Genomic DNA, 24855 nt, shown 5'->3' with positions numbered 1-24855 from the left:
ACGTGAGAAGGGCCGCACGGGTCGCACGGATTTACCCGAGCCCGTCGCTCAGCTCGTCGGCGAGATCGCCGACCGGCTGGACAACATCCTCGACGCTGCCCGCCGGGCGTCACGGATCCGCGGCGGAGTCCGGATCTGGTAGGCAACGCGCACGGAATCCGAGCCGGGGCCGGTCGCTCACCGCGACCAGCCCCGGAAGTTGCACCGGCCGTTCGACTCCCTCCGCCCGCCGGACCGGGCGGGAGGGCCGACCGGGAGACGTTACGGACGTAGGACCGGGGCCGAGGGCCTGATCGCGGGCAGGGCGGCCTTGCGGTGCGAGCGCTCGGCGCAGGCCTCCTGCTGGAGGATGACGGCGATCTCGTCGACGTCGTCGTTGACGTCGAAGAACCCCTGGATGCCCGGGGCCGCCGCGCCGTTGACGCCGACGAAGAAGGTGAAGAGGTGGCCGTCGTCCGCCTCCAGGTAGCCCGCGTACGTCTGCGCGTTGATGGCGAGCTGCTGGTTGAGCTGGTCGAAGCCGATGATGGTGCCGGGCTTGGCGAAGACCTTGCCCTTGGCCGGGCAGTCGGTGGTGCAGAAGAGCGCGCCCGTGCCGGACACGCCGAGGATCGGCAGCGAGGTGCGGAACGCGTCGGCGTCGGGGGTGCGCAGCCAGTAGGCGAGCAGTTGGTTGAGCCCGGCGGGCGTGACGCGGTCGACGGGGACGTCCCCGCGGCCGTCCGCCATCTGGAACTGCGTCGGGTCGACGTTCGCCGTCCCGATGAGGAAGTCGTGGATGACCGGGAAGCCGTCGAAGCAGTTGGAGCTGCCGCGGCCGACCGCGATGTTGCACAAGGCCAGGTTGGCGCCGAGGTTGTGGCTGACGTTCAGGATCAGTTTGGCGTACTCGCGGTACGGCGGTGAGAAGAAGGCGGCCACCTGCGGGTCGCCGGCGTACGAGGCGGGCAGCGTGCCCACCGGGTTGGGCCCGGTGGGCGGGGCGGTGACGGTGACCCCGGCGCGGCCGAGGGCCTCGATCAGGGCGGTGCGTCCGAAGGCGTTGGGGTCCTGGACCGGGGAGATCTTCAGGGCGGGCTTGGAGTCGGCGGCGATCGTGCCGGAGAGCGTGATGTTCGTGCCGTCCGGGGACGCGGAGACCTGGATGTCGGTGGTGCCGCCGGCGTCGACCGTCCGGACCTCGGAGGTGACCTGGTACGGCGCGACCTGCGGGCGCCAGCTCAGCTGCGCGGGCTGCCCGGGGGTGGTCGGCGTGCTCAGCAGGTCGATGACGTTGTCGTTGATGATGAGGGGCGTCGGCTGGGGGCTGATCGGCGGGGGTGCGAAGAGCCGCGGGTCGATGACGACATCGCCGTCGACCGTGGTGATGCCCGAGTCGCGGACCTGGCGGGCGATCTCGTCCAAGCCGGCGAGCGGGTCCTCCGGTGTGAGGGTGGCGCCCGGGACGTCGTCGGCGTAGGTGTGGTCGATGGGGGTGAAGTCGACCGACCCGTCCGGCTTGGTCCGGCCGCCCATGGTGAGGTCGCCCTGGGCGACGAGCGCCAGGTTCCCGGTGAGGGTCGATCCGTTGCGGACGCCGATCGCGTTCACCGGCGTGGTGAAGCGGTGGTCCGGGCCGAGGGCGTGCCAGGCGCCGGAGATGGTGATCAGCTTGACGGTCGAGCCCGGCATGAAGAACTGGTCGGGGTACATGGAGTGGACGACCCGCCCGTCCTCGGGGTCGATCTCCAGCAGCCCCCACTGCGCGTGCTTGTACGCGGGCTTGTTCATGATCGCCGTGATGTCGGGACTGAGGTCGCCGCGAGGGTCCTCCGCGGGTGCGGCGGCAGCTGTGCCCGCCACCACCGCGAGCGTGACGCCGAGGATGCCCCAGGCCCGGAGCCGACCACGGATCGTTGATCTCATTTCGCCCAGCCGTTTCTGGAGTCGGAAGCCCCGTGTGCAGGGCGCTGACGGCGCATCACGGTAGGTGCACGGACTCCGGGCACCCGGTTCCTGCGCGGTGCGCTGGGGGCGTCGGGCGTGAGAATCATCCGGTCGGTCGAACAGGGTGCTGCCGCGCCGGCGGGTCGGCCCCGCCGCCTCAGGCGACGGCGGCCAGGTCCGCGCGGCCGAACAGCAGGGCGTAGCCGCGGGGCAGGTGGGCGAGGAGGCGGTCGGTGAGGTCGTCGCCGGTGAGGGCGGTGAGGGCGGCCAGGACGGAGGAGGCGTCCCAGCGGGCGGCGGTGAGGCTGGTGCCCAGGGTGTGGGCGAGGCTCTCGACGAAGGCGGGGGCGGTGACGGGGCGGGGCAGGGGGATCTGGGCGGCGAGGACGGCGCGGGCCCGTTCGGGCAGGGCGGCCGCGAGGTCGCAGCGTTCGTCGCCGGTGAGCTGGGAGCCGAGGAGGGCGAGCACGGCGTCGAGGACCCGTTCGGCTTCGTCGTCGGTGGTGTAGCGGCCGAGGTGGCGGACCTGCTGGAGGAGCTGGCGGTAGCGGGTCATGACCGTGGAGCCTTCCAGGAGCTGGCCACCGGCGGGCCGGCGGCGGGCGTGCGGGGTGGTCAGGGTCGTTCGCCTGCGCTCGGACGGCCGAACAACAGCTCGTAGCCGGGCGGCAGTTGGAGCAGGACGCGCCCGGTGAGGTCGTCGCCGGCGGCGTCGGCCACCGTGGACAGCACGGCGCCGATGTCCCACGGGGCGGTTGCTTCGGTGGCGCCCTCGATCCAGGCCGCGGTCGCGCGCACGAAGCGTTCCGGGCTGAGCGGCTCGGCGGCCTGCAAGGGGTTGAGCAGGACCAGGGCCATGGTCTCCGGCAGGCAGGCGGCCAGGTCCGCGCGCACGTCGCCGACCAGGTGGGCGCCGAGCAGGGCCAGGACGACCCGGGCGGCCCGCTCGGCCTCCTGCGGGGTGTCGTACTCACCGCGCTCCCGGACCTCGTCCAGGAACGCCTCCCATCGAAGAGTCACCGCGGTTCTCCCTCCGTCCCAGGGGCCGGCACAGCGCGGCACGACCGGCGCCCGGTCGGGCGTCAGGGGTCGGGCGTCAGGGGTCAGGGGTGTTCCGGCCGCCCCTTCGACCGAGGGGGGAGAGGCCAGGGGCGGCCGGAACGGCATCGGGGAGCGGGTCAGGCCCGGATCTGCTTGCGGTCGCCGCTGTGGCTGATCGCGACCTTGCGGGGCTTGGCCTTCTCCGCCACCGGGATCTTCAGGGTCAGCACGCCGGCGTCGTAGTCGGCGGTGATCCCGGCGGGGTCGAGGGTGTCGGAGAGCATGACCTGGCGGGAGAACACGCCGAGCGGGCGCTCGGACAGCTCCCACTTCACGTCCTCGCCCTCGTGGCGCGGGCGGCGCTCGGCCTTGACGGTCACCATGTTCCGCTCGACGTCGATGTCGATCGCCTCCGGGTCGACGCCCGGCAGGTCGAAGCAGATCACGTACTCGTCGCCCGCCCGGTAGGCGTCCAGCGGCATCGGCGCCGGACGCGACCAGGTCCCCGTGTTGCCCAGGAACTGCTGGGTCAGACGGTCCAGCTCGCGGAACGGGTCAGTGCGCAGCAGCATCGCGAAACACCTCCATGGATCGAATGGGTGCCAGTGCGCTTCACCTGAGTCCTTTGTAGCGCGTCATCCATCCGATGACAAGTCGGCATGTCGCCGATAGAGTGACTTCATGAGTGAGAAGCCCCGCAGACCCGCCTCCGGCCCCTCCGGCCCCTCCGGCCCCCGCCAGCCGGTCGAGCCCGCCTCGTTCCTGGCGGCCGCGGCGGCGCTGGCCGCCATCGACGACGCCGTCCGCACCGCCCAGGACCCCGCGTCCCCGCCCGCGACCGCCCCTGCCGAGGACCAGGGCGGCCAGGGCCCCGAGCAAGCCCTGGCCGCCTTGATGCTGCTGCGCGAGCTGCGCACCCAGCTCGCCGGCTGGGAAGCCGGCCTGGTGGAGAGCGCCCGGGAGGCCGGCGCCACCTGGGCCGACCTCGCCCGGCCGATGGGTGTGGCGAGCCGCCAGGCCGCCGAGAACCGCTACCTGCGCCTCAAGCCCGCCGGCGCCCGGACACCGGCCGGCACCGGCGCGGAACGCGTCAAGGCCGTCCGCGACCGGCGGGCCGCCGACCGGACGGTCACCGCCTGGGCCCGCGACAACGCCGCCGAACTGCGGGTCCTCGCCGCCCGGCTCACCACGGCCGCGCTCGCCCCCGGCGCCCGCCCCGCCCAGGCCGCCCTGACCGCCGCCCTCGGCACCACCGACCCCGCCGACCTCATCGAGCCCCTGGCCGCCATCCGCCCCCACCTCGGCACCGGCCAGGGCGACCTCGCCACCCGCCTCGACGCCCTCACCCACCACACCACCCGGCTCCGCGACGACAGCGACCGCCGCCGCGCCTGACGCCGTCGCCGCCGCCGAAAGGCGCTGAGCAGGAAGTCGGCGGGGTCGACTTCTCGTGCGGCAATGCCGCGGCCGCCCGGTGGGTACGGCCGGGCGGCTCGGGCGGGGGTCGGGCGTCAGGGCACCGGTTGGTGGTCGTGGTCCCGGGCGGTGGGGGCGGTGGTGTCGTCCGGGCGGTAGGGCATGCGCAGGACGGCGAGCGCGCCGAGGGCGACGACGGCGATGGCGAGGAGGAAGAGCGCGAGGAAGGCGGGGCCGATCAGGAGGCGCACGGGTCCTCGCTCTCGGCCGTCCTGAGGTCGCGGAGGAGGGCGAGCAGGTTGACGACGGTGCTCGCCGGCGCGTTGCCGAAGCGGACGAGGACGCGGCCGTCCACGACGCCGTTGGTCTCGGCGGAGGGCCAGAGCAGGCCGAACTCGCGGCCGCGCTCGCGGAGTTCGTCGATGAGGTAGACGACCTCCAGTTCGGTGTAGCTGCGCATGAGCGGGTCGCCCGGCTCGATCGGGCGGCGGCCGCGGTCGTCGTCGGCCCTCACGCGGCCGCGTCCAGCTCGAACCAGACGGATTTGCCGGCCTCGCGGGCGTCCGTGCCGAACCGGTGGGTGAGCGAGCGCACGAGGTGCAGGCCCCGGCCGGAGAGGGCGTAGGGGTCGGAGTCGTCGCGCTGGACGGGGAAGAGCGGGTTCGCGTCGCTGACGGAGACCCGGAGCACCCGGTCGAGCAGCGCGATCACGACGATCGGCGCCGGACTGCGGCCGTGGCGCCAGGCATTGACAAAGAGTTCGAGGAGCGCGACCTCGGCGTCGGCGACCAGGTCGCGCTTCCACCCGGCGCGCGAGGTGGCTTCGCGCAGCTCCTCGCGCGCGGCGGACCAGTCGGGAGGGAGAGAGGGAGAGAACACGAAGAGCCTCCGTGAGGGCGAAATGGATCACTCATCGCCGCATGTCGACCAGGACGTCTCAGAGCACGGCGAGATCACGGATCACTTCCTACTCGGTGCAAGCGACCCGCTACGCTCAGCATGCGGCTCGTGCGGCACGCAGCGCAACTCACTCTCGATTAATCGCAAATTTGCGAATCGAACCTGAATTCGGTGCCTTCGAGGGCCAGTTGTCGGTGGCGCTGCCACCCATCGCACGGGCAAACTGGTCAACTGGTAACTCAGGAGGGGCAAGATGGCAGTCTCGACCGTTCGCCGGCGCAGGCTCGGCGGCGTGCTGCGGAAGCTGCGCGAGGAGCGGAAGCTCACCGCCGAGGTGGTGGCAGACGCCACGGGGATGAGCCAGGCGAAGCTCACCCGGATCGAGACCGCCCACACCGCCGCCAAGGTCGAGGACGTCAACAAGCTCCTCGACTACTACGGTTGCGACGACGAGGAGTACCGGGCCGGGCTGATCTCCATCACGAAGGAGGGGAGCAAGCGCGGTTGGTGGCTGAGCTATCGCGACGTCATCAACTCCACCGCGACCGACCTGATTCTCCTGGAAGCCGACGCCACCACCTATCGGACGTACGAGTCAGCCTTCATTCCGGGCCTCTTCCAGACCCCCGACTACGCCCGCATCGTGATCGATCGGCTGCGCATCAGTTCCGGCGGATCGGTCGAGGACCTGGTCCAGGTCCGCATGGCACGCCAATCCATCCTCACGCGCCCGAATCCCTTGCAGGTATGGGCCGTCATCCACGAGGCGGCGCTCTGCACGAACGCCAACCGCCCGGAGATCATGGTCCCGCAGTTGGACAGGCTCCTGACGCTCAGCCGCCTGCCCAACATCAACATCCAGGTCATGCCGACCGGCGCGGCGATCCACGCGGGGATGTCCGGAGCCTTCACCCTGATGGGATTCCCCCAGCGGCAGGACCTCGACGTGGTCCTGGTCGAAGGGCTGCTGAGCGGCATGTGGGTCGAGGATCCGGCCGATGTGGAGATCTACCGGGCGAAGTTCCAGGAGATCACCGCCGAGGCCATGTCCGTCGACTCTTCGCTCGCATTCATCACCGCACAGAGGGACAAGATCAAGTGACCCGCCCGACCTTCAAGAAGTCCACGTACAGCGGCGGCGACGTCAACTGCGTCGAGATAGCCACCCCGGGTGGACCGTCCTCCTACATCCGCGACTCGAAGGACCCCTCCGGCCCGACGCTCGCCTTCGACCGCGCGGCGCACGAGGCCTTCATCCGCGCCGTCGCCGCAGGTGAGTTCGACTTCGGGCTCGTCTAAGCCCTTTCGAGCGGCGCCTCGCCCTTCCCGGGCGAGGCGCCGCCTGCGTCGACTTCGTCGAGATGGACCTCACCCCACACCAGCAGGGGTTGCAACGCCTCACGCAACGACCGCCCGAGGTCGGTGAGTTCGTACTCCACATGCGGCGGCACAACCGGGTGGGAAGTCGGCCTGGCCGACTTCCCACTCCACGGGCTCCGCGGGTTCGCATGCCCCCTCAGGGGCCCTCAGGGCTTCGTCATCCGGCGGACCAGGGTGACCAGGGCCGCCCGGTCCGCGGCCGGGTCCGCCGCGCCGCCGAGCAGCAGGCGGACCATCTGTGGGAGGGTGAACCAGGCGTTCACCAGGCCGATCACCGCGAACATCGTCCGCCCGGGATCCACGTCGTCGGCCAGCAGCCCGGCCCGCTGAGCGGCCGCCACGACGGCGGCCTTCTCGCCGAGGTGCGCGGCCCGGTACAGCCCGGCCGCCAACTCCTCGTCCTCCGTGCCGCGTTGCAGCCCCTCCCAGGCCAGCAGGCGGGAGAAGTGCGGGCTCGCCGTGTGGTGGTCGTAGACATGGCCGGCGTAGTCGCCGAGGTCCTGCCCCTCGTCCAGCACCATCGGCACCGCCTCTGCCAGCTTGCCCAGCTCGGACCTCAGCACGGCGGAGAAGAGCTGCTCCTTGTCACCGAAGTACTGGTAGATCCGCTCCTTGTTCACGCCCGCCCGGGTGGCCACCCGGGCGATCCGGGCGCCGTCCGGGCCGAACTCGGCGAACTCCTCGACGGCGGCGTCGAGGAGGAGCTGCTGTGTGCGTGCGGTGTCCCAAGCCATGTCCCAAGACTAACCCAAATCTCCAACCGCACGGTTGGACATCTGCGGCCCCTTCTGCCAAACTCCAACCAACGAGTTGGAGATTCGCTCTCCAGCCGCTCGCCAAGGGGAGGAACACGTCATGACCACCGACACCATCACCGCCGCACCCGCCACCGCAGCCCCCGCCGTCCTGGCCGCCCCCACCACCCCGGCCATGCCGTCCGCGCACCGCCGGGCGCTGCTGACCTGGCTCGCCGTCTACCCGACCATCACCGCCGCCTTCCTGCTGCTCGGCCCCTACCTCGGCAGCCTGCCGATCGCGCTGCGGACCCTGGTGATGACCGCCCTGGTCGTCCCGGTCGTCAGCTACGCGCTGATGCCCCTGCTGCTCAAGGCCGAGCGCAAGCTCGCCCGCCGCAAGTAGCCCGACCCGCCGGCTCACCACCCGGGCCCGCTCAGCAGCGGATGCGACGCGGCCAGCAGGAGCAGCCCCAGCGACGCCGCCGAGAAGGGGACGATGCGGCGCGGGCTGATCGCGGTGAACGCCAGGTGGGCGGGGACGGCGAGCAGCACGGTGACCGCGCCCGGGAACAGGCCCAGGGCGCCCAGACCCAGGGTGAGTTCGACCCCGGCCGTTGCGACGGCCGCGGCCCGGCAGGCGGCGCGGAACACCGGGGCGTCGAGGGCGACGGCGAGGCGGGGCAGGCTCGGCACCGGGAGGAACTCGCGGCTCCCGGCCGCGGCCTGCCAGGCGTTGTACGCGATGTTGTCCATCAGGACCCGGCCGCTCATGAACTGGGGCGAGCGCACCTTGCGCAGGCCCGCGACCAGGTACATCTGCGCGGCGAAGAACGAGGCGAGGAAGCCGACCCGCGCGGCGGACGGTTCACCCCCGGCCAGCACCCCGGCCAGCACCCCGACCTCGCGCACGGCCACCAGCGCGAGCAGCACCAGCAGGCACACGCCGGTGAACCGGGGCGCCCGGTCCAGCAGGATCCACGCGCCGGCCGTGCCGCAGGCGAGCAGCGCCGCACCGGCCGCCGCCCGCGACGCGGGCAGCACGGCGACGGGCAGCAGCACGGCGGCCGCCGCCAGCCCGACCAGGGCCCGGCGGCACTGGCCGGCCCAGGCGTCCGGCCCGGACCAGCCCCGGCCGACGCGGTAGGCGCCGGCCCCCGGGTAGCCGCGCCGGACGGCACGGTGGTCGAGCAGCACCAGCCCGGCCCGCCAGGCGAGGGCGAGCACGAGGCAGCAGACGGCGGCCGTGAAGGCACGTGACGGCACGTGAAGCAACGGTCACTCCAACTCCCGTAGTGCGGCGACCAGTCGGGCATGTCCGGCGCCGGGCGGGATGGGTGCGGCCAGCAGGCGGCCCTCGTAGCGGATCCGCCAGTCGCCCGTCGAGCCGATGATCAGGCCCTCGAAGCGGACCTGCGGCGCCGTGGTGCCGAGCAGCCGGTGCAGCTCCGTGAGCGTGAGCAGGTGGCCCTCCGGCGCCAGCCCGAGCTCGTGGTGGCACACCGGCCGCCGCCGCCCGTCCCCCTCCTCCGACGTCCACAGGAAGCCCTTGGACGACCCCGAGTACATGCCCCACGAGAACGGGCGGTGCGGTGACGTCCGCACGCCCCAGCGGACGAACAGGCCGAGCAGGACCAGGGCACCGCCTGTCACCACGGTGTGGAGGATCACGGCCCGCCCCCGCTCAGGCCCGGTCCGCGCGCTCGTACACCGAGACGTGGTACGCGCACCCGTCCCGGAACGGCTCGCCCGCCCAGCCGCCGTACCGGCGCCGCAGCCGCAGACCGGCCAGGCGCGCCATCAGGTCCAGCTCGCCCCAGCCCGCGTAGCGGAACCGGACGTGGACGTGGCTCAACCGGCCGTCGCTGGTGACCAGGTAGTGCGACTCGTAGCGCTGCGCCGCCCGGTCGATCTGCCGGTGCCGCACGACCAGCGAGCCGTCCGCGGTCGGCAGCACCCGGCCGCCGGCCGACTGCGGCGCGCACACCGTCTCCGGCAGCAGGGCGTCGAACACGATCACCCCGCCCGGCGCCAGCCGACGGGCCGCCGCCTGGAAGCAGCGCAGCTGCGCCTCCTGGGAGGGGATCTCGAAGAACGTGCCGCCCGCGAGGTAGATCAGCGTGTACGGGCCGTCGACCGGCACCTCGGTGAAGTCGCCGACGGTCAGCCGGATCCGGTCGCCGCCGGGGCGGCGGCGCAGTTCGGCGGCCATCTCCCGGGAGCCCTCGACGCCGTGCACCTCCAGGCCGCGCGCGGCCAGCGGCAGTGCCACCCGGCCGGTGCCGGGGCCGAGCTCCAGGACGGGGCCCGGGCCGGCGAGCCCGGCCAGGAGGGCGACGGTGTCCTCGGTGGGGGCCGAGTGGCCGAACCAGGCGTCGTAGCGTTCGGCGAACCGTGTGGCGTACGAGGCCGAGGGCTGCGTGGCGGCGTCGACGGACATGGCGGCAACTCCTTTGCTGGGGGCGGGGCGTGTCAGCCGAGCGGGTGGGGCAGTCGGGTCCGGGCGCGGGCCGGGAGGCGCTGGGGGCGTTCGTCGGCCGGCAGCCGGCGGGCGCCGGGGGCGACCAGGCGCACGACGGCCTCGGCACCGCCCGGGCCCCGGGATCCCGTGGCCGCGGTGGTGTCGACCAGGACCACGTCCTCCCCGGTGAGGTCGGCGAGCGCGCGGGCCGGCTCGGCCGGTCGGCCCCCACCGCGCGAGGGGGCCGCCGCCGTGCTCCCGGCGCGCAGGTGGGCCAGGCCGTCCTGGCGGTGGAACGCGTACAGCGCGTGCTCCAGCGGCCCGTACGGCGGGGCGCCGCCGCCGGTGGCCCGCATACGCCGCCACGCGTCGCGGGCGGCCGGGGTGCCGAGGCTCCAGCGCACCATCAGCGCCTCCTGGCAGGCCGCCTGCGCCGCCGCGTCGTCGGCCGGACCAGCCGTGGCCCGGGCCCCGAAGGTCTGCCCGGTCCCGTCCGGCGCGTGCACGCACGCGAGCACGCACGACGTCCCGGCGGGGCCGGGCAGGACCAGGAAGGCGGCCACCGCCCCGAGCGCCGTCAGCGCGGCCAGCAGCGGCGGCGCCAGGACGGGCCGGGCGGGCCGGGTCCGCTCGCCGTCCGCGTACCAGGCCTGCCACAGCAGGTGGCGCTCCAGCACCTCCAGGGCGGCGTGCCGCTCGGCCTCGGGGCGGCTGCGGTGGGCGGCCAGCCCGGTGGAGCCCGGGCGCAGCGGGGCCGCGCAGCCGGACGGCGGGCGGTGCGCCAGGTAGACGGCGCACGCCGGGACCAGGACCTCGCCGCCGCCGGTGAGGGACTGGCCGGGCACCCACAGCAGCTCGGCAGCCCGCAACTCGCCAGCGGTATCCGACAGTTCGGGCCAGGCCGCCGGGTCGAGGACGGGCGCGCCGGCGCGGCGCAACGCGTCGTGGGAGCCCACGAGGCCGCCGACCCGCCCGCCGGCCTCGGCCTGACGGCCGGCCAGCACGTTGCCCACGCGCTCCGCGAGTTCGCCGCGGGCGCGCACCGCCACCCCGGCGCGGTCCGTCCCGGCCGCGGCGCCGATCAGGACGGACGTGCCGCCGGCCGCGTCGTTCGCGGAGAACGCCGGGGACCGGGCGGCGGTGCGGCCGAAGTACAGGCCGGGGGCGGCGGGGTACGGCTCGAAGGTCTGCACCGGCCAGGGGCTGTCGGATTCGCGGGTCATCGTCCGGCCCGCTCCAGCGCCTGGCAGGCCTGGGCGGCGACCGCGCGGCCGTGGTCGGTGAGCATCCCGCGCCGGCCGTCCAGGGTGGCGCAGCCGTCGAGGCCCTGGGCGAGGAGCAGGTCGCGCCGGGCTACGGCGGCGGCTCGGGCGCTGCCCCGCATCGCGTCCGGCGCAGCCAGCAGCCGTTCGTAGAGCAGGACGCTCCTGGCGAGCACCACGACCTGCTGGAAGAGGCCGGTCAGCGGGCGCGGGTCTGTGCGCAGCGGCGTGCGGAGCAGTTCGGACGGCGCACCGGCCGCACCGGGCGCACCGGCCGCACCGGGCGCGTCGGCGAGGAAGGGTGCGGTCACCGCGGCGGCGTCGCAGCGGTTGTGGGTGCCCTCGTGGACCAGCGCCTCGACCAGGGGAAGCGGCGCGGGCAGCGCCGGGCCGCGGTCGTCCGGGAGGACCCGGGCGCCGTTCACGAAAACCACCCCGTGGACCGTGAAGTCGGTGAAGCCGTCGATGCCCCAGCCGTCCAGCAGTGCCACCTGCCGTACCACGGCGCCGAGTTCGGCGAGCATCTCCGGCCAGACCCGGTCCAGGAGGCGGACGGCGTCGTCGAAGACGAGCCCGTGGCGGGTGCCCCAGGGGGTGACGGCGAGTGCGGCGAGCTCGGCCGCGCGGTCGGGCCGTGGCGGGATGCTGACGCGGGCCCGGTCCAGGCTCGCCGTCAGGTGCTCCTCCGCCGGGGGAAGGTCAACTGGCCAGGGCCCACCCTCCGAACGCCGGGCGGCCCGGGCCGCGCTGGCCGTGGCGCGGGCACCGATTTCGCGCAACTCGCCGTCCAAGCATCCCAGTTGCCCGGTATCGCCACGGCGCGCGAGGCGCTGCGCCCGGTGGGCGGCGGCGTGGTAGCCGGGGTAGGCGATCGCGTCGCCCGGCGGAAGGGGCGTGCTCGGCAGCGCCCGGGCCAGGCCGGCGCGCACCAGCGCGAGCACGGCACGCTCGTCCTCGCGGGCGGTCCGCGCGTCGGGGGCGACCTGCATGGGCGTGACCCTCTCCTCCTGGGTGCGGGGCCGGACGGCCGCCCGGCCCCGCACCGGGGGCGCCCTGCGGCGCCGCAGTCCGGTCAGGTGCGCCTGGTTCAGTCGGGAACGTCGACCATCAGGGCGAACTCGGGGAGGTCTTCCTCCTCCACGGGCTCCAGGGCCTCGATCTCGACCTCGGTGGTGTCTCGGATGTCTTCCACGACTCCTCCTCGCTGATCACGGCGGGGACGACCCCACACGGGTGGCGTGGAGACGTTCGCCCGGGTACGTCCCACTGTGTGCGAAGGGTCCGGGGCCCGCCACTCGGCGGACGCGGTGGCCTGCGGTGGCCTGCGGCGGCCTGCGGCGGACGGACCGCAGTCGGCCGCGTTCCCGCACGTCGTTCCCGCGCCTCACCCGACCGGCCCACAGCGCCCCCCTGGTCCGTACCGCCCGGCCGTCCGGTCGGCCCCCGCGCCAGGTGGGGCGCCCCGGCCCGGCGGCGAGCAGCCCGACAACGGGCAGCCGCAGGGAAAGCACTCCCCTCACGTGCGCCAACGGAGTGTCAACTTCCTTGCCCCGCCCTTGTTGTCGTGACCGTGCCCTCACTACGGTCGTCGAGCCTCGCCCGGGGCCGTCGCTCCCCCTCCCAGGAGGATCCGCCTTGCGCCGTCGAAGAATCGCCCTGCTGGTCGGCCCGGCCCTGCTCGGCCTCTCCCTCCTCTCCCCCGCCTCCTCGGCCGCCGCCGGCCCCGCGCTGCCGCAGGGCGTCCAGAGCGACGACAGCTACGCCGCGAGCCAGGCCGCCAACGCCGTCAGCAACGTGCAGGCCACCTCGGCCGCCGTCAGCTGCTACCGCCCCGAGGTGCCGTACGGCGCCAACAGCGGCCCCGCCGAGGGCTACAGCGGCATGACGCCCTGCCCGGCCTCCGGCGCCACCACCGGCGAGGACACCGGCGCGGCCGGCCCGTACGCCAGCCAGACGGGCAGCAACCCGGGCTACCCGGCGGCCACGCCGATGCTGGTCAAGGGGCACTCCGAGTCGGACCTGCGGATCGACCCGACCAACCCGAACCACCTGATCGGCGCCTCCAAGTGGGTTGCCGGCGCCGAGGGTTACAACCACCTGCTGGGCTTCTTCGAGTCCTTCGACGGCGGGCGCAGCTGGCCGGTGCAGGGCCACATCCCCGGCTACGAGGGCTGGACGGACAACACCGACCCGGTCGGCGCGTTCGACACCTGGGGCAACTACTACTCACTGCTGCTGCCCTACCAGTTCTTCTACAACGCGGACGGCTCGCACGACTTCAGCGTCGGCACCGCGCGCGAGCCCGACCCGGCCGTCCCCTCGCAGGTCATCTCGGTCGCGGTCCGCCCGCACGGCGCCACCACCGCCACCCAGTGGGTCAGTACCCACGCCGGGCACCCGGACTACGTCGCGAGCTACGACAGCATCGGCAACGGCCCGGACAAGCAGTGGATCACCATCGACACCAACCCCGGCAGCCCGCACCTGAACCGCGTCTACGCGATGTGGGTGGACTTCCACGACAAGACCGCGGTGCCGTACTTCGCGTACGCCGACGCCCGCCCGGACGGCACCCACACCGACTGGTCCGCCCCGCAGGTGCTCCCCGAGCCGGCCGGCACGCCGCAGGGCGCCACCTACCTGCTGCCGCACGTCGCCCCGGACGGCACGGTGTACACCACCCTCACCAACTCCGATCCGGCGCACCGGTTCTGCTGCGACCAGATCTTCCTGGACGCCTCGCCAGACGGCGGCCGGACCTGGTCCACCGTCTCGACCCTGCCGGGCACCATCACCCCGCCGCCCGGCTCGTACGCCAACACCACCTTCCGCGACGGCATCGAGGACACCTTCACCCTCGGCGGCCGGCCGGTGAACGGCCACTACCCGCTGTACGTCGCGTACGAGGACTACGCCACCGGCGTCGTCAACGTCCTGCTGACCGCCTCGTACGACGGCGGCGCCAGCTGGAGCGCGCCCGTCCGGGTCAACGACAACGCCGCGCCGGTGGACGAGTTCCAGCCCAACCTGGCCACCGGCCCGGACGGCACCGTCAGCGTCGCCTTCTACGACCGGCGCCTGGCCTGCCCCGCCGCCGGCACCGCCGAGGCGCGGGCCGCCGGGCTCGCCCTGGACACCGCCAACCCCAAGCACCCCGGCGCGCCCTACGGCGCCGCCGACTACTGCGTGAACACCAGCGCCCAGTTCTACGACCCGACGCTCACCCCGCTCGGCCACAACATCCGGCTCAGCGCGCACTCCTTCGACCCGCAGCTCGACTCGCCGGTCGAGGGCTCCGACACCTTCATCGGCGACTACTTCGGCAACACGATCGGCGGCGGCACCGCGTACACCACCTCGGTGACCACCTACGACGACGGCACCAACCCGGGCCACCTGCAACAGCAGCAGGTGACGGCGCTCGCGGTGCCCCGCCACTGAGCCACCCGGCACCCCAGCACCCCGGCGCCCCGGCGCCCGGCCCCCAAGAGCGGCGGGAGCCGGGGGCCGAGGGCCGGGGACCGCCCCTCACCAGAGCTTGTCGATCTCCCCGGGTACAGCTCGATCCGGGTGTCGTGGAACGCCGCCCGGGCGTCCCGGCACCTGCGCGAGAAGAAGCAGGCCATGGTGACCTTGTCGAAGCCGGGCCGGTCGCTGGGGAAGGGGGCGTCCGGCGTCCCCCCGATCAGCACGGTGCCGGGAAGCGCCTGCCAGCCCGCGCTCTCGTAGAACGCCCGGAGCGGGCGGTCGCAGGTGAACAGCCCGAGATCCAGCTCCCGGGCGGCCATCGCCTCCCTGGCCGCCGCCACCAGGCGCCGCCCGAACCCGTGGCCGCGCGCCTCCCGCCGCGTCACCACCGTGCTCAGCCCGCCGGCGGCGTAGCGCCCGCCCGCGTGGGCGATCTCCTTGGACAGGATGTCCAGCGCGGCCAGCACCGTCCCCCCGTCCACGAGCAGCATCGACTCCGGGTTCAGCGAGGGGTCGTGGACCGGCGCGTCGGCGGCGACCACCGGGTCGTCCTCGGACGGCCACGCCTGGTCCTGGAGCTCCCGCACCTGCACGCGCAGGTCGAACGGGGTGGCTTCTTCGGGGAACGACAGGATCTCCACCACGCGCCGATTCTGGTCGCCCACCGCGCGCACGCAAGCGGTTTTCCCCGCCGATGGCGCGGCGCGGGCCGCATCCTGGACGCTTCGTCCAGTTCGGACGTATAGTCCAGACCGTGGAGACCGTCGAAGAGAGCACCGACCCCCGGGTCCGGCTGTGGGAGCCCGTGGGCCGGGCCGTCGCGCTGCTGCTCGGCCCGTACGCCGAGGTGGTGCTGCACGACCCGGACACCGACCGGATCCTGGCGATCTGGAACCCGATGGGCTCCCGCGGCCCCGGGGACCCTTCGCTGCTGGGCGAGCTGGACGCGCTCGACCCGTCCGCGCGGGACGTGTTCGGCCCGTACGAGAAGGTGCTCGCGGACGGCCGGCGGCTGTCCTCGGTCAGCGCCGTCCTGCGCGGGCCGGACGGGAAGGCCGCCGCGGTGCTGTGCGTCAACCTCGACCGCACACCGCTGGAGCAGGCCGCGGCCGTGCTGTCCGCGTTCGGCGCGCCGACGACGCCCCGGCCGGAGCCGCTGTTCGAGCAGGACTGGAACGAGCGTGTCCAGCACGTCGTCGGCGCGTACGTGCGCGAGTGCGGCCGCCCCGTCGAGCGGCTGACCCGCGCCGACCGGCTGGCCGTCCTCGCCCGCCTGGACGAGGCCGGGGTGTTCGCCGTGCGCCGCGCCGCCCCGGCCGTCGCCGCCGCCCTGCGCGTCTCCCGGTCCACCCTGTACGGCCTGCTGGCCGAACTCCGCACCCCCGGCACCAAGGACGACACCCCATGACCCGCCTGCCCGACTTCCGCCTGGAGACCTACTTCTCCCGCTGGGAGTTCACCGCGCGCCACCACCTCACCGCCTCCGACGTGCAGACCATGACCCTCGGCGACCTGCTCGCCCTGGCCGACGACCAGGACCGCGCCGCGTTCGCGAACCTGTCGCTCGGCTACACCGAGACCTACGGCGACCCGGCCCTGCGCGAGACCGTCGCCGGGACGTACGAGCGGGCGGACGCGGCCGACGTGATCTGCTTCGCCGGCGCCGAGGAGGCCCTCTACCTGGCGATGAACGTCCTGCTGGACGCGGGCGACCACGCCGTGGTGGTGACCCCGAACTACCAGGCGGCCGAGACCGTGCCGCTCGCCCTGTGCGAGGTCACCGGCGTCGCCCTCGACCCCGACCGGGACTGGGCCCTGGACCTCGACGCGGTGCGGGCGGCGATCCGCCCGAACACCCGGGTCGTCTCGGTGAACTTCCCCAACAACCCCACCGGCAAGGTCATCGGCGCCGCCGACTTCACCGAGCTGGCCCGGCTGTGCGACGAGCGCGGCATCCACCTGTTCAGCGACGAGGTCTACCGCGGCCTGGAACGCGACCCGGCCCGCACCCTGCCGCAGGCCGCCGACCTGTCCGAGCGCGCCCTGTCGCTGAACGTCACCTCCAAGTCGCTCGGCCTGCCCGGCCTGCGGATCGGCTGGATCACCTGCCGCGACCGCGAGTTGCTGTCCCGCCTGGAGCGGGCCAAGCACTACACCACCATCTGCAACTCCGCCCCCAGCGAGGTCCTGGCCCGCATCGCCCTCAAGGCCCGCGCCGGCATCCTGGACCGCAACCGGGCCCTGATCGCCCGCAACCTCCCCCTCTTCGACGCCTTCTTCGCCGAGCACCCCGACCTCTTCGCCTGGCAGGCCCCGGACGGCGGCTGCGTCGCCTACCCCCGCTACCTCGGCCCCGAGGGCGTGGAGGAGTTCTGCACCCGCCTCGTCGAGGAAGCCGGCGTCCTGCTGCTGCCGGCCTCCGTCTACCGCTCCGAACTGACCCCCACCCCCACCGACCGCTTCCGCATCGGCATCGGCCGCGCCGACCCCGAAGCGGGCCTGGCCGCCCTCACCCACTGGCTGCACACGAAGCGATGACCCCGCCCGGGCGGCCGCCCGTCACCCCGCCGGCCCACCACCGCCTCCGACTCAGCGTCAGATGACTGATGTGCGGGGGATGTACCCCCGCGACAGTGAGGACCGATGGGTCTCACGACGGAGCACAAGGGGCTTGACATGACTCGCACGTGGTTGATCACCGGCGCTTCCCGGGGCTTCGGGCGGCGCCTGGCCGAAGCGGTCCTGGAGCGCGGGGAGCAGGTCCTGGCGACGGCCCGGCGGCCGGAACAACTGGCGGACCTGGTCTCCAGTTTCGGGCCGCGGGTCCGTACCGCGGGCCTGGACGTGACCGACGCGGCCGCGGCCCGCGCCGCGGTGGACGGCGCGGTCACGGCCTTCGGGCGGCTGGACGTGGTGGTGAACAACGCCGGATACGCCAACAGCGGCCCGATCGAGGAGATGACGGACCAGGACTTCCGCGCGCAGTTCGAGGCGAACTTCTTCGGCGTGGTCAACGTCACCCGGGCCGCGCTGCCGGTGCTGCGCGCGCAGCGGTCGGGCGTGTTCGTGCAGTTCTCGTCCCTGGGCGGCCGGGTCGGCGGCACCCCGGGCATGGGTGCCTACCAGAGCGCGAAGTTCGCCGTCGAGGGCTTCTCCGAGGTCCTGGCCGGCGAGGTCGCACCGTTCGGGGTGAAGGTGGTCATCGTCGAGCCCGGGGCCTTCCGGACGGACTGGCAGGGCTCGTCCATGGAGCTGCACCCGGTGGGGCCCGACTACGAGGAGACCGTCGGCGCCATGAACCGGTACCGGCAGGAGAACAACGGCACCCAGCCCGGGGACCCGGCCCGCGCCGCCCGGGTGATCATCGACGTCGTCGGCCACGACGACCCGCCACGCCGGCTGCTGCTCGGCGCCCAGGCCGTGACCGCCGCCCTGGCCGCCGGTGCGGCGCGCGCGGAGGAGGCACGGGCGTGGGCCGGGGCGAGCGCCGCCGCCGACTTCCCGGCGGAGCAGTGAGCGGACGTGAACAGCAGCCAGCTCTTCGACGACCTCGCACACCCCCGGCCGCACACCTCCCCCGCCCCCGACCGCTCGGGCTCACCGCTGCGCGACTACGTCCTGCACGGCCTCCCCACCGCGCTCGGCGAGATCTCGGCGGGGAGCCTGACGTACCGTCAACTCGCCGATTCCCAGGAACAGCTGCTCCGGGACGTCGCCGCGCAGCGTCTCGCCGCGGACGACGAGCGGACGGCCCGCCTGCTGCAGCTCGACCTGCTCTTCCTGCTCAGCGGCTACGCGCCCGCGGGCCCGCAGGCCGCGCCACGCGCCCTGACCGAGCTGATCTCCGACCGGTGCGGCAGGTTCCCCGCCCTGGATCCCCATCTGAGCTATGAGCTCCTGATCGACGTCAACTGCGAGGAGTACCTGCGCAGCGGGGACGTCCGGGTGTTCTCCGCGGGCCGGGACGCCGCCCTCGAACGGGACTTCTACCTCGGCCACCACCTCTCCGAGCCGTGGGCGAAATCGGCCGCCTACGGCCTGCGTTCGCTGGTCCTGCCGGAGGCCGCCACCCGGTCGGCCGCCACCCGGCCGGCCGCGGTCCTGGACGACGTCGCCGAGTGCCTCGCGGAGTTCACCCGGTACATGGCCAGGTACCGCAGGCTGTCCCAGCAGGCGTTCCACCGGTTCCGCCCGTACCACATGGGCCATCCCGGCGGCCCGCGCGGCGCGAGCGGTGCGTTCATGCCCAGCGTCCAGCTCCTCGAACTGGCCCTGCTGCCGCCCTCGGAGGGGTACGGCATCTTCCTGGACCAGTCGATGTCCTACTTCCCCGCGTGGTCCCGGCCCGTCATCGCGCGGTGGCGCGGCGACTCCGTCCGCGGGGCGAACGTGTTCCAGCGGCTGCGGGACGGCCGGCTGGTGCTCGACGGCGCCGGCCGCGACCGGCTGGTCAGGGTGATCGACAGGTTCGTGGACTTCCGGATGACGCACCTGGGCGTCACCCGGCACGCGCTCCCCGAGGCGTTCCGGGAGCGGACCGGGCTGACCCGCCGTGACATCCGCGCGCAGGACGGCGAACGCGACATCCTGGACGGCCGGGACCCGGGCACCTCGGGGTTCAGCGTCCGGCACGTGCTCACCAACGCGGTGTACCGGCTCCTCGCGCTCCGCGCCGATCTCGTCCACCCCGGCTCCGCTCCGGCCAACTCGTAGGCAGGCAACCGATGTCAGCTCTCCGTGTCGCGGTCGTCGACGCGTTCGGCACGTCCTTCGGGTTCACCGGTGCGTTCGGCGCGGTGGGCGGCGAGGTGATCCAGGTCCGGAGCACGCCCGCGTCTCCGGTCGGGGTCGATCCGGTGGACGACCGGGCCTTCAGCCATGTGCTCGTCCACGACGGCGAGTTGGACGCCCTGACCGCCCGGCTCGCCGCGCTGGGGCCGGTCGCGGTCCTGGCCGGCCGGGAGACCGGGGTGGAGCTCGCCGACGCCCTCTCCGAACGGCTGGGGCTGGCCTCCAACGGCACGGCCCTGAGCAGCGCGCGGCGCGACAAGTACGTGCAGATCGAGACGATCAAGGCCCGGGGCGTCCCGGGCATGCGGCAGCTGCGGACCGGCGACGAAGCCGAACTGCACGCCTGGCACCAGGACGTGGGCGGAACGGTGGTCGTCAAACCGCTGCGCGGCTACTGGGGTGCCGGCGTCTCCTTCTGCGACCGGCCGCAGGACTCGGTCGCCGCGCTGCGCGGGCTGCGCGGCCGCCGTACGGTGCTGGGCGAGCCGATCACCGAGGTCGTCGCCCAGGAGTACCTGGTGGGCGCCGAGTACATCGTGAACACCGTCAGTTGCGCGGGTGTGCACCAGCTGACCGACGCCTGGCGCACCGAGCGGATCGAGGCCAACGGGGTGCGGGACCTGGTGACCGCGCAGGTGCTGCTGCGCTGCGACGAACCGCCGGTCGGCGAGCTCTTCGACTACGGCCGCCGGGTGCTGGACGCCCTCGGCATCCGGTACGGCGCGGCGCACCTGGAGATCAAGCTCACCCCGGACGGGCCGCGGCTGGTCGAGGTGGGCGCCCGCGTCTCGGGGCTGCCGCACTACACGAGCGAGGTCCTGGGCGAGGGCCAGCTGGAGTGGACCGTCGACGCCTACCTCCGGCCCGAGCGCTTCCACGCCCGGGCGGGCCGGCCCTACCGGCGGCGGCACGCCTTCGCCTGGGCGGCGCTGGTCGCGCCGGCCTCGGGACGGCTGCGGGCCTACCGCGCGCTGGACCGGCTCGAACGGCTGGCGAGCTTCCGCTCCCTGACCGTGCTGGTGAGGCCCGGCGAGGCGATCACCGCGACGACCTACGACCGCGAGTACCCGGCCACCCTGACGCTCGGCCACCCGGTGGACGCCGTCCTGCAGCGCGACCTCAACACGGTGCGTTACCTGGACGGCCCGGGGATGTACGACATCGGCCCGGCGCCGATGTGATGGGATGGGCCTTTCCGTGTCCGCGCCCAGGGAGGTCGTCGTGTCCCCCACCCCGCAGGAGATCTTCCAGCGGTACGTCCATGCCGGTCCGCTGAGCCGCGATCCCGATGCGCTCGCCGAGACCTTCACCGAAGACGGCGTGTTCGAGGCGCCGCTGCAGCCGGACGGCGCGACGCTTCCCCGGCGGATCGTCGGCCGGGAGGCGATCCGGACCGCGATGGCCGCGTACTACGCGCGGTCGCCGAAGGGCGGCCGGGCGCCGAACTTCGCGAGGTCCGCCGCCGTGCTGCACACCACCGCCGACCCTGAGGTGTTCATCGCCGAGATCGACACGGTCTTCGACGGCGCAGACGGCGAGGACGACGAGGTCGTCTCGCTGGTCCAGATCTTCCGCACCCGTGACGGGAGGATCGCCCACCTGCGCGACTACTTCTCCCCCGCGGCGCTCGACTGATCAGCCGCCCGCCGGGACCTTGAGGCTGCCGTAGCGCTGCATCCGCTGCCAGCGCAGCCGGGACCCGGCGAGGGCGGTGAACACCGACTGGATCACCACCAGGTACATCAGCTGCCGGTGGACGAACTGCTGCAGCGGCAGGCTCCAGAGCGGGCCGAGCTTCTCCTTGTCCAGGCGGAACGCGTAGGCGCCCATGAGGAGTTGGACCAGCAGGAAGGCCGACCACAGGCCGACGATCCGCACCGGGTCGAGGAACACCAGGCCGTACAGGGCGAAGACGTCGACCACCGGCGCGAGCAGCGGCAGCAGCACCTGGAACATCAGCAGGTAGAGCAGCCCGCGGCGGCCCAACTTGCCGGCCTGGCCGCCCTGGACCAGCGCGCCGCGGTGCTTCCACATCGCCTGCAGGGTGCCGTAGCACCAGCGGTAGCGCTGCCGCCACAGGGCGCCGAGCGAGGCGGGGGCCTCCGTCCAGGCCTTGGCGCGCTCCTCGTAGACGACCCGCCAGCCGGCCCGGCAGAACGCCATCGTGAGGTCGGTGTCCTCGGCGAGCGTCTCCTCGCCGACGCCGCCGACCGCCAGCAGCGCGGAGCGGCGGAACGCGCCGACCGCGCCCGGCACGGTGGGCATGCACTGGGCGAGGTCGAACAGCCGGCGGTCCAGGTTGAAGCCGACCACGTACTCGATGTGCTGCCAACGCCCCAGCAGGCCGCCGCGGTTGATCACCTTGGCGTTGCCGGAGACGGCCCCGACCGAGGGGTCGGCGAACGGCTGGACGAGGTGGCGGACGGCGTCCGGCTCGAACACCGTGTCGCCGTCGACCATCACCAGCAGCTCCGCCCGCGCCGCCGCGATGCCGGTGTTGAGCGCGGCCGGTTTGCCCGCGTTCTCCTGCCGGATCACCCGGGTGTACGGGAGGCCGAGCGATTCGACCAGGTCGGCGGTGCCGTCCGTCGACCCGTCGTCGACCACGATGATCTCCACCGGGTGGTCGGAGGCCAGCAGCGAGCGCAGCGCGGCCTCGATCCCCGCGGACTCGTTGTACGCGGGCACGATCACGCTCACCGGCTCCGTCACCGGCGGCCCCCAGGCGCGGCGGCGCAGCCGCTTGTGCCGGTTCGCGGCGACCAGCACCGCGACGGCCCGCAGCACGCTGATCGCGCCCGCCGCCCAGAGCAACCAGCCGAGCGCGGTGAGCACCCAGTCGCCGCCCCGGAGGATCCAGATCAGCGCGAGCCCCTGGTAACGGTCGGCGGCCCCGGCCGGGTGGACCGGGTCGGCCAGGCCGACCGCCTCGCTGACGGTCGCGAAGTGCAGGCCGCGCGCCTTGAGTTGGGGCAGCAGCACGCGCAGGGCGGCGACGGTCTGCGAGCGGTCGCCGCCGGCGTCGTGCATCAGCATGACCTGGCCGGGGCCGTGCGGGGCGGCGTCGAGGTTCTTCACGATCTGCGCGACGCCCGGGCGCTGCCAGTCCTCGCCGTCCTGGGTGGTGAGCACCGTCAGGTAGCCGTCGTGCCCGGCCTGGCGCACGGCGTCCCACTCGCGGTCGTCCAGGGCGTTCGCGCTGGACGAGTACGGTGGGCGCAGCAGGGAGCTGGTCACCCCGGCCGATCCGGCCAGTGCCAGCTGGGTCTCGCGCAGTTCGAGGGAGCGGCGCCAGCCGGGCGCCGGGCCGAGGTCGGTGTGGGTGAAGGTGTGCACGCCGATCTGGTGGCCCTCGGCGACGATCCGCCGGACCAGGTCGGGGTGTTCGGCGGCCTGGGTGCCGACGACGAAGAAGGTCGCGTGCACGCCCTCGTGGCGCAGCACGTCGAGGACCTGCGGGGTCCACTGCGGGTCGGGGCCGTCGTCGAAGGTGAGCGCGATCGTGCCGGGCTTCGGGCCGGCGCTGCGCGGCTGCGGGCCGGCGGCGTCGATCACCGGGCCGCCGTCGCGGACCGCCGCCGGCACGCCGTCCGCGGCCGAGGGGGTGGCGGCCTGGTCGGGGCGGTCGTCGAAGCTGTGCTGGGTGTAGCCCTGGAGGAGGAGGGCGCCGGAGAGGGTGAGCAGCAGGGCGGTCAGCAGGAGCCAGTGGGTGCGGACCGGGCCCTGCCGGACCACCCCGCGCCGGCCTCGGCGGGCGGGGGCGGGGGCGCTTCGGGCGGGGGCTCGTCGGCGGCGGGCGGCGCTCATGGTGCTGCTTTCCGGGGGGTGCGGGCGGTGCTGGGGAGGGCGGTCGGGCTCAGGGCTTGACGGGCTTGCCCGGCGGGGCGGTCGGTCGCCCGTGCGTCGGCGCGGGCCCGGGCGTGCCGGCGGGGGCGCCGTTCGGCGGTGCCACGGCCGTGGCGGCCGGCGCCGGTGCGCCGGTGGCGGCGGGGGCGCCGGCCGTGCCGGGGGTGTGCCCGGCCGGGGCCGCCGTTCCGGCCGTCGCCGGGTGCTGGGCGCTCGCCTGACCGGTGCTCGCCTGACCGGTGCCGCCCGCGCGGACGGGCGCCGCCGGCCGCGGCGCGCTCGGCGGCGCCGCGGCCTCCGGGGCGGCGGACGGCGCGTCGGACGGCGCCGCCGCCGGAGCGGGCGCGCTCGGCGCGGCGGGCTGGGGCAGCGGCAGGAAGGGCGCGTTCACGGTCGGGCCGCCGAGCAGCGTGCTCGCCAGCAGCACCAGGTACCCGCCCGCCGGCACGGCCGCCACCGCCCCGAGCCGCCGCATCCGGCGCTGCCGCCGCCCGGACTCGTCCACGAACACCGGCGGGGGCGCCGGCTCGGCCGGTTCCGCGACGACCGGTTCCGCGACGGCCGGTTCCGCGACGGCCGGCAGCTCGACCGTCGGTGCCCCCGCCGTCTCGTCACCGTGGGCGAACGTCTCGGCGGGCGCTCGCTCGGCGATCGGCCACGCATGGTCCAGGTGGGTGGTCACGGCATCGAGTCCAGGGAGGTAGTCGGTTCACGGGCCTGCCCGAGCGCGGCCGGAACGGGCCGGACGGACGCGCTGGTCGTATGGTTCAGCGCCGACGCCGTGCGGACTGTCACACCTCCCCGCGTGCTTCTTCGCCCGGCCCGGATCGTGCGCGGCCCGCCCCCGGTCAGGCCGGCGGGATCGGCCCGAGGTACGTGCCGCCGGAGGCGTCGACGGTCTGGCCGGTCACCCAGCCGCCCTGCGGGGAGGCCAGGAAGCCCACGACGTCCGCGACGTCCTCCGGCCGTCCGATCCGGCCCAGGGCGGTGATCGACTCCAGCCCGGCCATCGCCTCGGGGGCGCTCGTCCACCCGGCCGTCATGTCGGTGAGGACGACTCCGGGGTTGACGGTGTTCACGGTGATCCCGCGGCGGCCGAGCTCGTTGGCGAGCGGCGCGGCGAGGGCCGTCAGCGCCGCCTTGCTCAGGGTGTAGCCGATCTGGAGGGGTGAGCCGATCCGGGTGGCCGCGGAGGCCACGTTCACGATCCGCCCGCCGTCGCGGAGCAGCGGCAGCGCCCGCTGGATGACGAAGACCGGGGTGCGCACGTTGATCGTGACCGCCCGGTCGAACTCCTCCTCGGTGAGGTTTCCGATCGAGCCGACGAGGTGGATGCCGGCGTTGTTGACCAGCACGTCCAGGCCGTCCTCGCCGTGTTCGGCCAGTCCGGCGGCGAGGCCGTCGAACAGCTCGTCCAGCGCGCCGCGCTCGCCGAACCGGGCCCGCACCGCGAACGCCCGGCCGCCGGCCTCGGCGATCGACTTCACCGTTTCCTCGGCCGCCTCCTCGTTGCCGCCGTAGTGCACCGCGACCAGTGCGCCGTCGGCGGCGAGCCGCTGTGCGACCGCCCGTCCGATCCCGCGCGAGCCGCCGGTCACCAGTGCCGTCCTGCCGTCCGGTTCGCCCATGG

Annotated in this window: 29 protein-coding genes; 11 read left to right on the top strand and 18 right to left on the bottom strand. The window is 74.1% G+C overall.

Annotation, left to right across the window (positions count from 1 at the left end):
• Positions 1–261: 261 nt before the first annotated feature.
• The 4 genes from dacB to AB2U05_RS33005 all read right to left on the bottom strand — a co-directional run bounded on the left by dacB (position 262) and on the right by AB2U05_RS33005 (position 3539).
• On the bottom strand, positions 262–1905 hold the full coding sequence (dacB, locus tag AB2U05_RS33020; RefSeq protein ID WP_369185205.1) for a D-alanyl-D-alanine carboxypeptidase/D-alanyl-D-alanine-endopeptidase: 1644 nt from the start codon (positions 1903–1905) through the stop codon (positions 262–264).
• A gap of 178 nt (positions 1906–2083) precedes the next feature.
• Entirely contained in the window at positions 2084–2482 is a 399-nt protein-coding gene (locus tag AB2U05_RS33015) for a DUF2267 domain-containing protein (protein WP_369185204.1), read from the bottom strand.
• A gap of 59 nt (positions 2483–2541) precedes the next feature.
• Positions 2542–2946, bottom strand: coding sequence for a DUF2267 domain-containing protein (locus AB2U05_RS33010; RefSeq protein ID WP_369185203.1), 405 nt, complete (start codon positions 2944–2946; stop codon positions 2542–2544).
• Positions 2947–3104: 158 nt separating this feature from the next.
• Positions 3105–3539, bottom strand: a complete 435-nt coding sequence (locus AB2U05_RS33005) for an Hsp20/alpha crystallin family protein (protein WP_045695281.1) — start codon at positions 3537–3539, stop codon at positions 3105–3107.
• 109 nt (positions 3540–3648) lie between these two features.
• Between AB2U05_RS33005 and AB2U05_RS33000 the strand changes: the two genes are divergently transcribed.
• On the top strand, positions 3649–4362 hold the full coding sequence (locus AB2U05_RS33000) for a hypothetical protein (protein WP_369185202.1): 714 nt from the start codon (positions 3649–3651) through the stop codon (positions 4360–4362).
• 116 nt (positions 4363–4478) lie between these two features.
• Here the strand turns inward: AB2U05_RS33000 and AB2U05_RS32995 are convergent, their stop codons facing one another.
• The 3 genes from AB2U05_RS32995 to AB2U05_RS32985 are packed head-to-tail and all read right to left on the bottom strand — an operon-like array spanning position 4479 to position 5262.
• Positions 4479–4634 (bottom strand): hypothetical protein, encoded by a 156-nt coding sequence (locus tag AB2U05_RS32995; protein WP_157882069.1) that lies wholly within the window; start codon positions 4632–4634, stop codon positions 4479–4481.
• Positions 4622–4897 (bottom strand): hypothetical protein, encoded by a 276-nt coding sequence (locus AB2U05_RS32990; RefSeq protein WP_369185201.1) that lies wholly within the window; start codon positions 4895–4897, stop codon positions 4622–4624. The genes AB2U05_RS32995 and AB2U05_RS32990 overlap by 13 nt, the downstream gene beginning before the upstream one ends.
• Positions 4894–5262 carry an ATP-binding protein gene (locus AB2U05_RS32985; protein ID WP_045695272.1) on the bottom strand — a complete coding sequence of 123 codons (369 nt, stop codon included), beginning with the start codon at positions 5260–5262 and terminating at the stop codon, positions 4894–4896. Before AB2U05_RS32985 ends, AB2U05_RS32990 begins: the two co-directional genes overlap by 4 nt.
• Before the next feature lie 274 nt (positions 5263–5536).
• Between AB2U05_RS32985 and AB2U05_RS32980 the strand changes: the two genes are divergently transcribed.
• The gene (locus AB2U05_RS32980) at positions 5537–6385 is read left to right on the top strand and encodes a helix-turn-helix transcriptional regulator (protein WP_045695270.1); all 849 of its coding nucleotides are present in this window, start codon (positions 5537–5539) and stop codon (positions 6383–6385) included.
• On the top strand, positions 6382–6582 hold the full coding sequence (locus tag AB2U05_RS32975; protein ID WP_369185200.1) for a DUF397 domain-containing protein: 201 nt from the start codon (positions 6382–6384) through the stop codon (positions 6580–6582). Before AB2U05_RS32980 ends, AB2U05_RS32975 begins: the two co-directional genes overlap by 4 nt.
• Here AB2U05_RS32975 and AB2U05_RS32970 read toward each other — a convergent pair.
• Complete coding sequence (locus AB2U05_RS32970; protein WP_369185199.1) at positions 6579–6734, bottom strand: winged helix-turn-helix transcriptional regulator; 156 nt, start codon at positions 6732–6734, stop codon at positions 6579–6581. The genes AB2U05_RS32975 and AB2U05_RS32970 overlap by 4 nt on opposite strands.
• A gap of 75 nt (positions 6735–6809) precedes the next feature.
• Positions 6810–7397 (bottom strand): TetR family transcriptional regulator, encoded by a 588-nt coding sequence (locus tag AB2U05_RS32965; protein ID WP_045695264.1) that lies wholly within the window; start codon positions 7395–7397, stop codon positions 6810–6812.
• Positions 7398–7518: 121 nt separating this feature from the next.
• Here AB2U05_RS32965 and AB2U05_RS32960 point away from each other — a divergent pair, with 121 nt between their 5' ends.
• Complete coding sequence (locus AB2U05_RS32960) at positions 7519–7803, top strand: hypothetical protein (protein ID WP_369185198.1); 285 nt, start codon at positions 7519–7521, stop codon at positions 7801–7803.
• 14 nt (positions 7804–7817) lie between these two features.
• Here the strand turns inward: AB2U05_RS32960 and AB2U05_RS32955 are convergent, their stop codons facing one another.
• Genes AB2U05_RS32955 through AB2U05_RS32935 form a run of 5 tightly spaced genes read right to left on the bottom strand, consistent with a single transcriptional unit; the run spans position 7818 to position 12109 of the window.
• Positions 7818–8663 (bottom strand): hypothetical protein, encoded by an 846-nt coding sequence (locus AB2U05_RS32955; RefSeq protein WP_369185197.1) that lies wholly within the window; start codon positions 8661–8663, stop codon positions 7818–7820.
• A gap of 12 nt (positions 8664–8675) precedes the next feature.
• The gene (locus tag AB2U05_RS32950) at positions 8676–9053 is read right to left on the bottom strand and encodes a hypothetical protein (protein WP_369185196.1); all 378 of its coding nucleotides are present in this window, start codon (positions 9051–9053) and stop codon (positions 8676–8678) included.
• Between the two features lie 28 nt (positions 9054–9081).
• Positions 9082–9837, bottom strand: coding sequence for a class I SAM-dependent methyltransferase (locus tag AB2U05_RS32945; protein ID WP_369185195.1), 756 nt, complete (start codon positions 9835–9837; stop codon positions 9082–9084).
• 32 nt (positions 9838–9869) lie between these two features.
• Positions 9870–11081 carry a YcaO-like family protein gene (locus tag AB2U05_RS32940; RefSeq protein ID WP_369185194.1) on the bottom strand — a complete coding sequence of 404 codons (1212 nt, stop codon included), beginning with the start codon at positions 11079–11081 and terminating at the stop codon, positions 9870–9872.
• Positions 11078–12109, bottom strand: a complete 1032-nt coding sequence (locus tag AB2U05_RS32935; RefSeq protein ID WP_369185193.1) for an HEXXH motif-containing putative peptide modification protein — start codon at positions 12107–12109, stop codon at positions 11078–11080. Before AB2U05_RS32935 ends, AB2U05_RS32940 begins: the two co-directional genes overlap by 4 nt.
• A 646-nt stretch (positions 12110–12755) precedes the next feature.
• Here AB2U05_RS32935 and AB2U05_RS32930 point away from each other — a divergent pair.
• Positions 12756–14561, top strand: coding sequence for a sialidase family protein (locus tag AB2U05_RS32930; RefSeq protein ID WP_369185192.1), 1806 nt, complete (start codon positions 12756–12758; stop codon positions 14559–14561).
• On the opposite strand, the gene AB2U05_RS32925 is transcribed toward AB2U05_RS32930, so the two are convergent.
• Positions 14489–15232, bottom strand: a complete 744-nt coding sequence (locus tag AB2U05_RS32925; protein ID WP_369185191.1) for a GNAT family N-acetyltransferase — start codon at positions 15230–15232, stop codon at positions 14489–14491. The two genes, AB2U05_RS32930 and AB2U05_RS32925, sit on opposite strands and share 73 nt — an antisense overlap.
• 110 nt (positions 15233–15342) lie before the next feature.
• Between AB2U05_RS32925 and AB2U05_RS32920 the strand changes: the two genes are divergently transcribed.
• The 6 genes from AB2U05_RS32920 to AB2U05_RS32895 all read left to right on the top strand — a co-directional run bounded on the left by AB2U05_RS32920 (position 15343) and on the right by AB2U05_RS32895 (position 21014).
• Positions 15343–15996, top strand: coding sequence for a transcriptional regulator (locus AB2U05_RS32920; RefSeq protein WP_369185190.1), 654 nt, complete (start codon positions 15343–15345; stop codon positions 15994–15996).
• Positions 15993–17126 (top strand): aminotransferase class I/II-fold pyridoxal phosphate-dependent enzyme, encoded by a 1134-nt coding sequence (locus AB2U05_RS32915; RefSeq protein WP_369185189.1) that lies wholly within the window; start codon positions 15993–15995, stop codon positions 17124–17126. Before AB2U05_RS32920 ends, AB2U05_RS32915 begins: the two co-directional genes overlap by 4 nt.
• 138 nt (positions 17127–17264) lie before the next feature.
• Positions 17265–18104 carry an oxidoreductase gene (locus tag AB2U05_RS32910; RefSeq protein ID WP_045695237.1) on the top strand — a complete coding sequence of 280 codons (840 nt, stop codon included), beginning with the start codon at positions 17265–17267 and terminating at the stop codon, positions 18102–18104.
• 6 nt (positions 18105–18110) lie between these two features.
• Positions 18111–19301, top strand: coding sequence for a hypothetical protein (locus tag AB2U05_RS32905; protein WP_369185188.1), 1191 nt, complete (start codon positions 18111–18113; stop codon positions 19299–19301).
• An 11-nt stretch (positions 19302–19312) separates the two neighbouring features.
• Positions 19313–20560 carry an ATP-grasp domain-containing protein gene (locus AB2U05_RS32900; RefSeq protein ID WP_369185187.1) on the top strand — a complete coding sequence of 416 codons (1248 nt, stop codon included), beginning with the start codon at positions 19313–19315 and terminating at the stop codon, positions 20558–20560.
• Positions 20561–20600: 40 nt separating this feature from the next.
• On the top strand, positions 20601–21014 hold the full coding sequence (locus AB2U05_RS32895; RefSeq protein WP_369185186.1) for a nuclear transport factor 2 family protein: 414 nt from the start codon (positions 20601–20603) through the stop codon (positions 21012–21014).
• Here AB2U05_RS32895 and AB2U05_RS32890 read toward each other — a convergent pair whose 3' ends face one another.
• From AB2U05_RS32890 to AB2U05_RS32880, 3 genes are all read right to left on the bottom strand, one after another.
• The gene (locus AB2U05_RS32890; protein ID WP_369185185.1) at positions 21015–23186 is read right to left on the bottom strand and encodes a bifunctional polysaccharide deacetylase/glycosyltransferase family 2 protein; all 2172 of its coding nucleotides are present in this window, start codon (positions 23184–23186) and stop codon (positions 21015–21017) included.
• Positions 23187–23235: 49 nt separating this feature from the next.
• On the bottom strand, positions 23236–23907 hold the full coding sequence (locus AB2U05_RS32885; protein ID WP_369185184.1) for a hypothetical protein: 672 nt from the start codon (positions 23905–23907) through the stop codon (positions 23236–23238).
• A gap of 166 nt (positions 23908–24073) precedes the next feature.
• Positions 24074–24853 carry an SDR family oxidoreductase gene (locus AB2U05_RS32880; protein WP_369185183.1) on the bottom strand — a complete coding sequence of 260 codons (780 nt, stop codon included), beginning with the start codon at positions 24851–24853 and terminating at the stop codon, positions 24074–24076.
• Positions 24854–24855: the final 2 nt, after the last annotated feature.

The organism is Streptomyces sp. Y1, from assembly GCF_041053115.1.
Classification (GTDB): Bacteria; Actinomycetota; Actinomycetes; order Streptomycetales; family Streptomycetaceae; genus Kitasatospora; species Kitasatospora rubellomurina.
This window is presented reverse-complemented; position numbering and strand designations above follow the sequence as displayed.

Coding starts and splice junctions, on each gene's coding strand:
- dacB (WP_369185205.1), bottom strand. CDS start 1,905: ATGAGATCAACGATCCGTGGTCGGCTCCGGGCCTGGGGCATCCTCGGC.
- AB2U05_RS33015 (WP_369185204.1), bottom strand. CDS start 2,482: ATGACCCGCTACCGCCAGCTCCTCCAGCAGGTCCGCCACCTCGGCCGC.
- AB2U05_RS33005 (WP_045695281.1), bottom strand. CDS start 3,539: ATGCTGCTGCGCACTGACCCGTTCCGCGAGCTGGACCGTCTGACCCAG.
- AB2U05_RS33000 (WP_369185202.1), top strand. CDS start 3,649: ATGAGTGAGAAGCCCCGCAGACCCGCCTCCGGCCCCTCCGGCCCCTCC.
- AB2U05_RS32980 (WP_045695270.1), top strand. CDS start 5,537: ATGGCAGTCTCGACCGTTCGCCGGCGCAGGCTCGGCGGCGTGCTGCGG.
- AB2U05_RS32965 (WP_045695264.1), bottom strand. CDS start 7,397: ATGGCTTGGGACACCGCACGCACACAGCAGCTCCTCCTCGACGCCGCC.
- AB2U05_RS32960 (WP_369185198.1), top strand. CDS start 7,519: ATGACCACCGACACCATCACCGCCGCACCCGCCACCGCAGCCCCCGCC.
- AB2U05_RS32945 (WP_369185195.1), bottom strand. CDS start 9,837: ATGTCCGTCGACGCCGCCACGCAGCCCTCGGCCTCGTACGCCACACGG.
- AB2U05_RS32940 (WP_369185194.1), bottom strand. CDS start 11,081: ATGACCCGCGAATCCGACAGCCCCTGGCCGGTGCAGACCTTCGAGCCG.
- AB2U05_RS32935 (WP_369185193.1), bottom strand. CDS start 12,109: ATGCAGGTCGCCCCCGACGCGCGGACCGCCCGCGAGGACGAGCGTGCC.
- AB2U05_RS32915 (WP_369185189.1), top strand. CDS start 15,993: ATGACCCGCCTGCCCGACTTCCGCCTGGAGACCTACTTCTCCCGCTGG.
- AB2U05_RS32910 (WP_045695237.1), top strand. CDS start 17,265: ATGACTCGCACGTGGTTGATCACCGGCGCTTCCCGGGGCTTCGGGCGG.
- AB2U05_RS32900 (WP_369185187.1), top strand. CDS start 19,313: ATGTCAGCTCTCCGTGTCGCGGTCGTCGACGCGTTCGGCACGTCCTTC.
- AB2U05_RS32890 (WP_369185185.1), bottom strand. CDS start 23,186: ATGAGCGCCGCCCGCCGCCGACGAGCCCCCGCCCGAAGCGCCCCCGCC.
- AB2U05_RS32880 (WP_369185183.1), bottom strand. CDS start 24,853: ATGGGCGAACCGGACGGCAGGACGGCACTGGTGACCGGCGGCTCGCGC.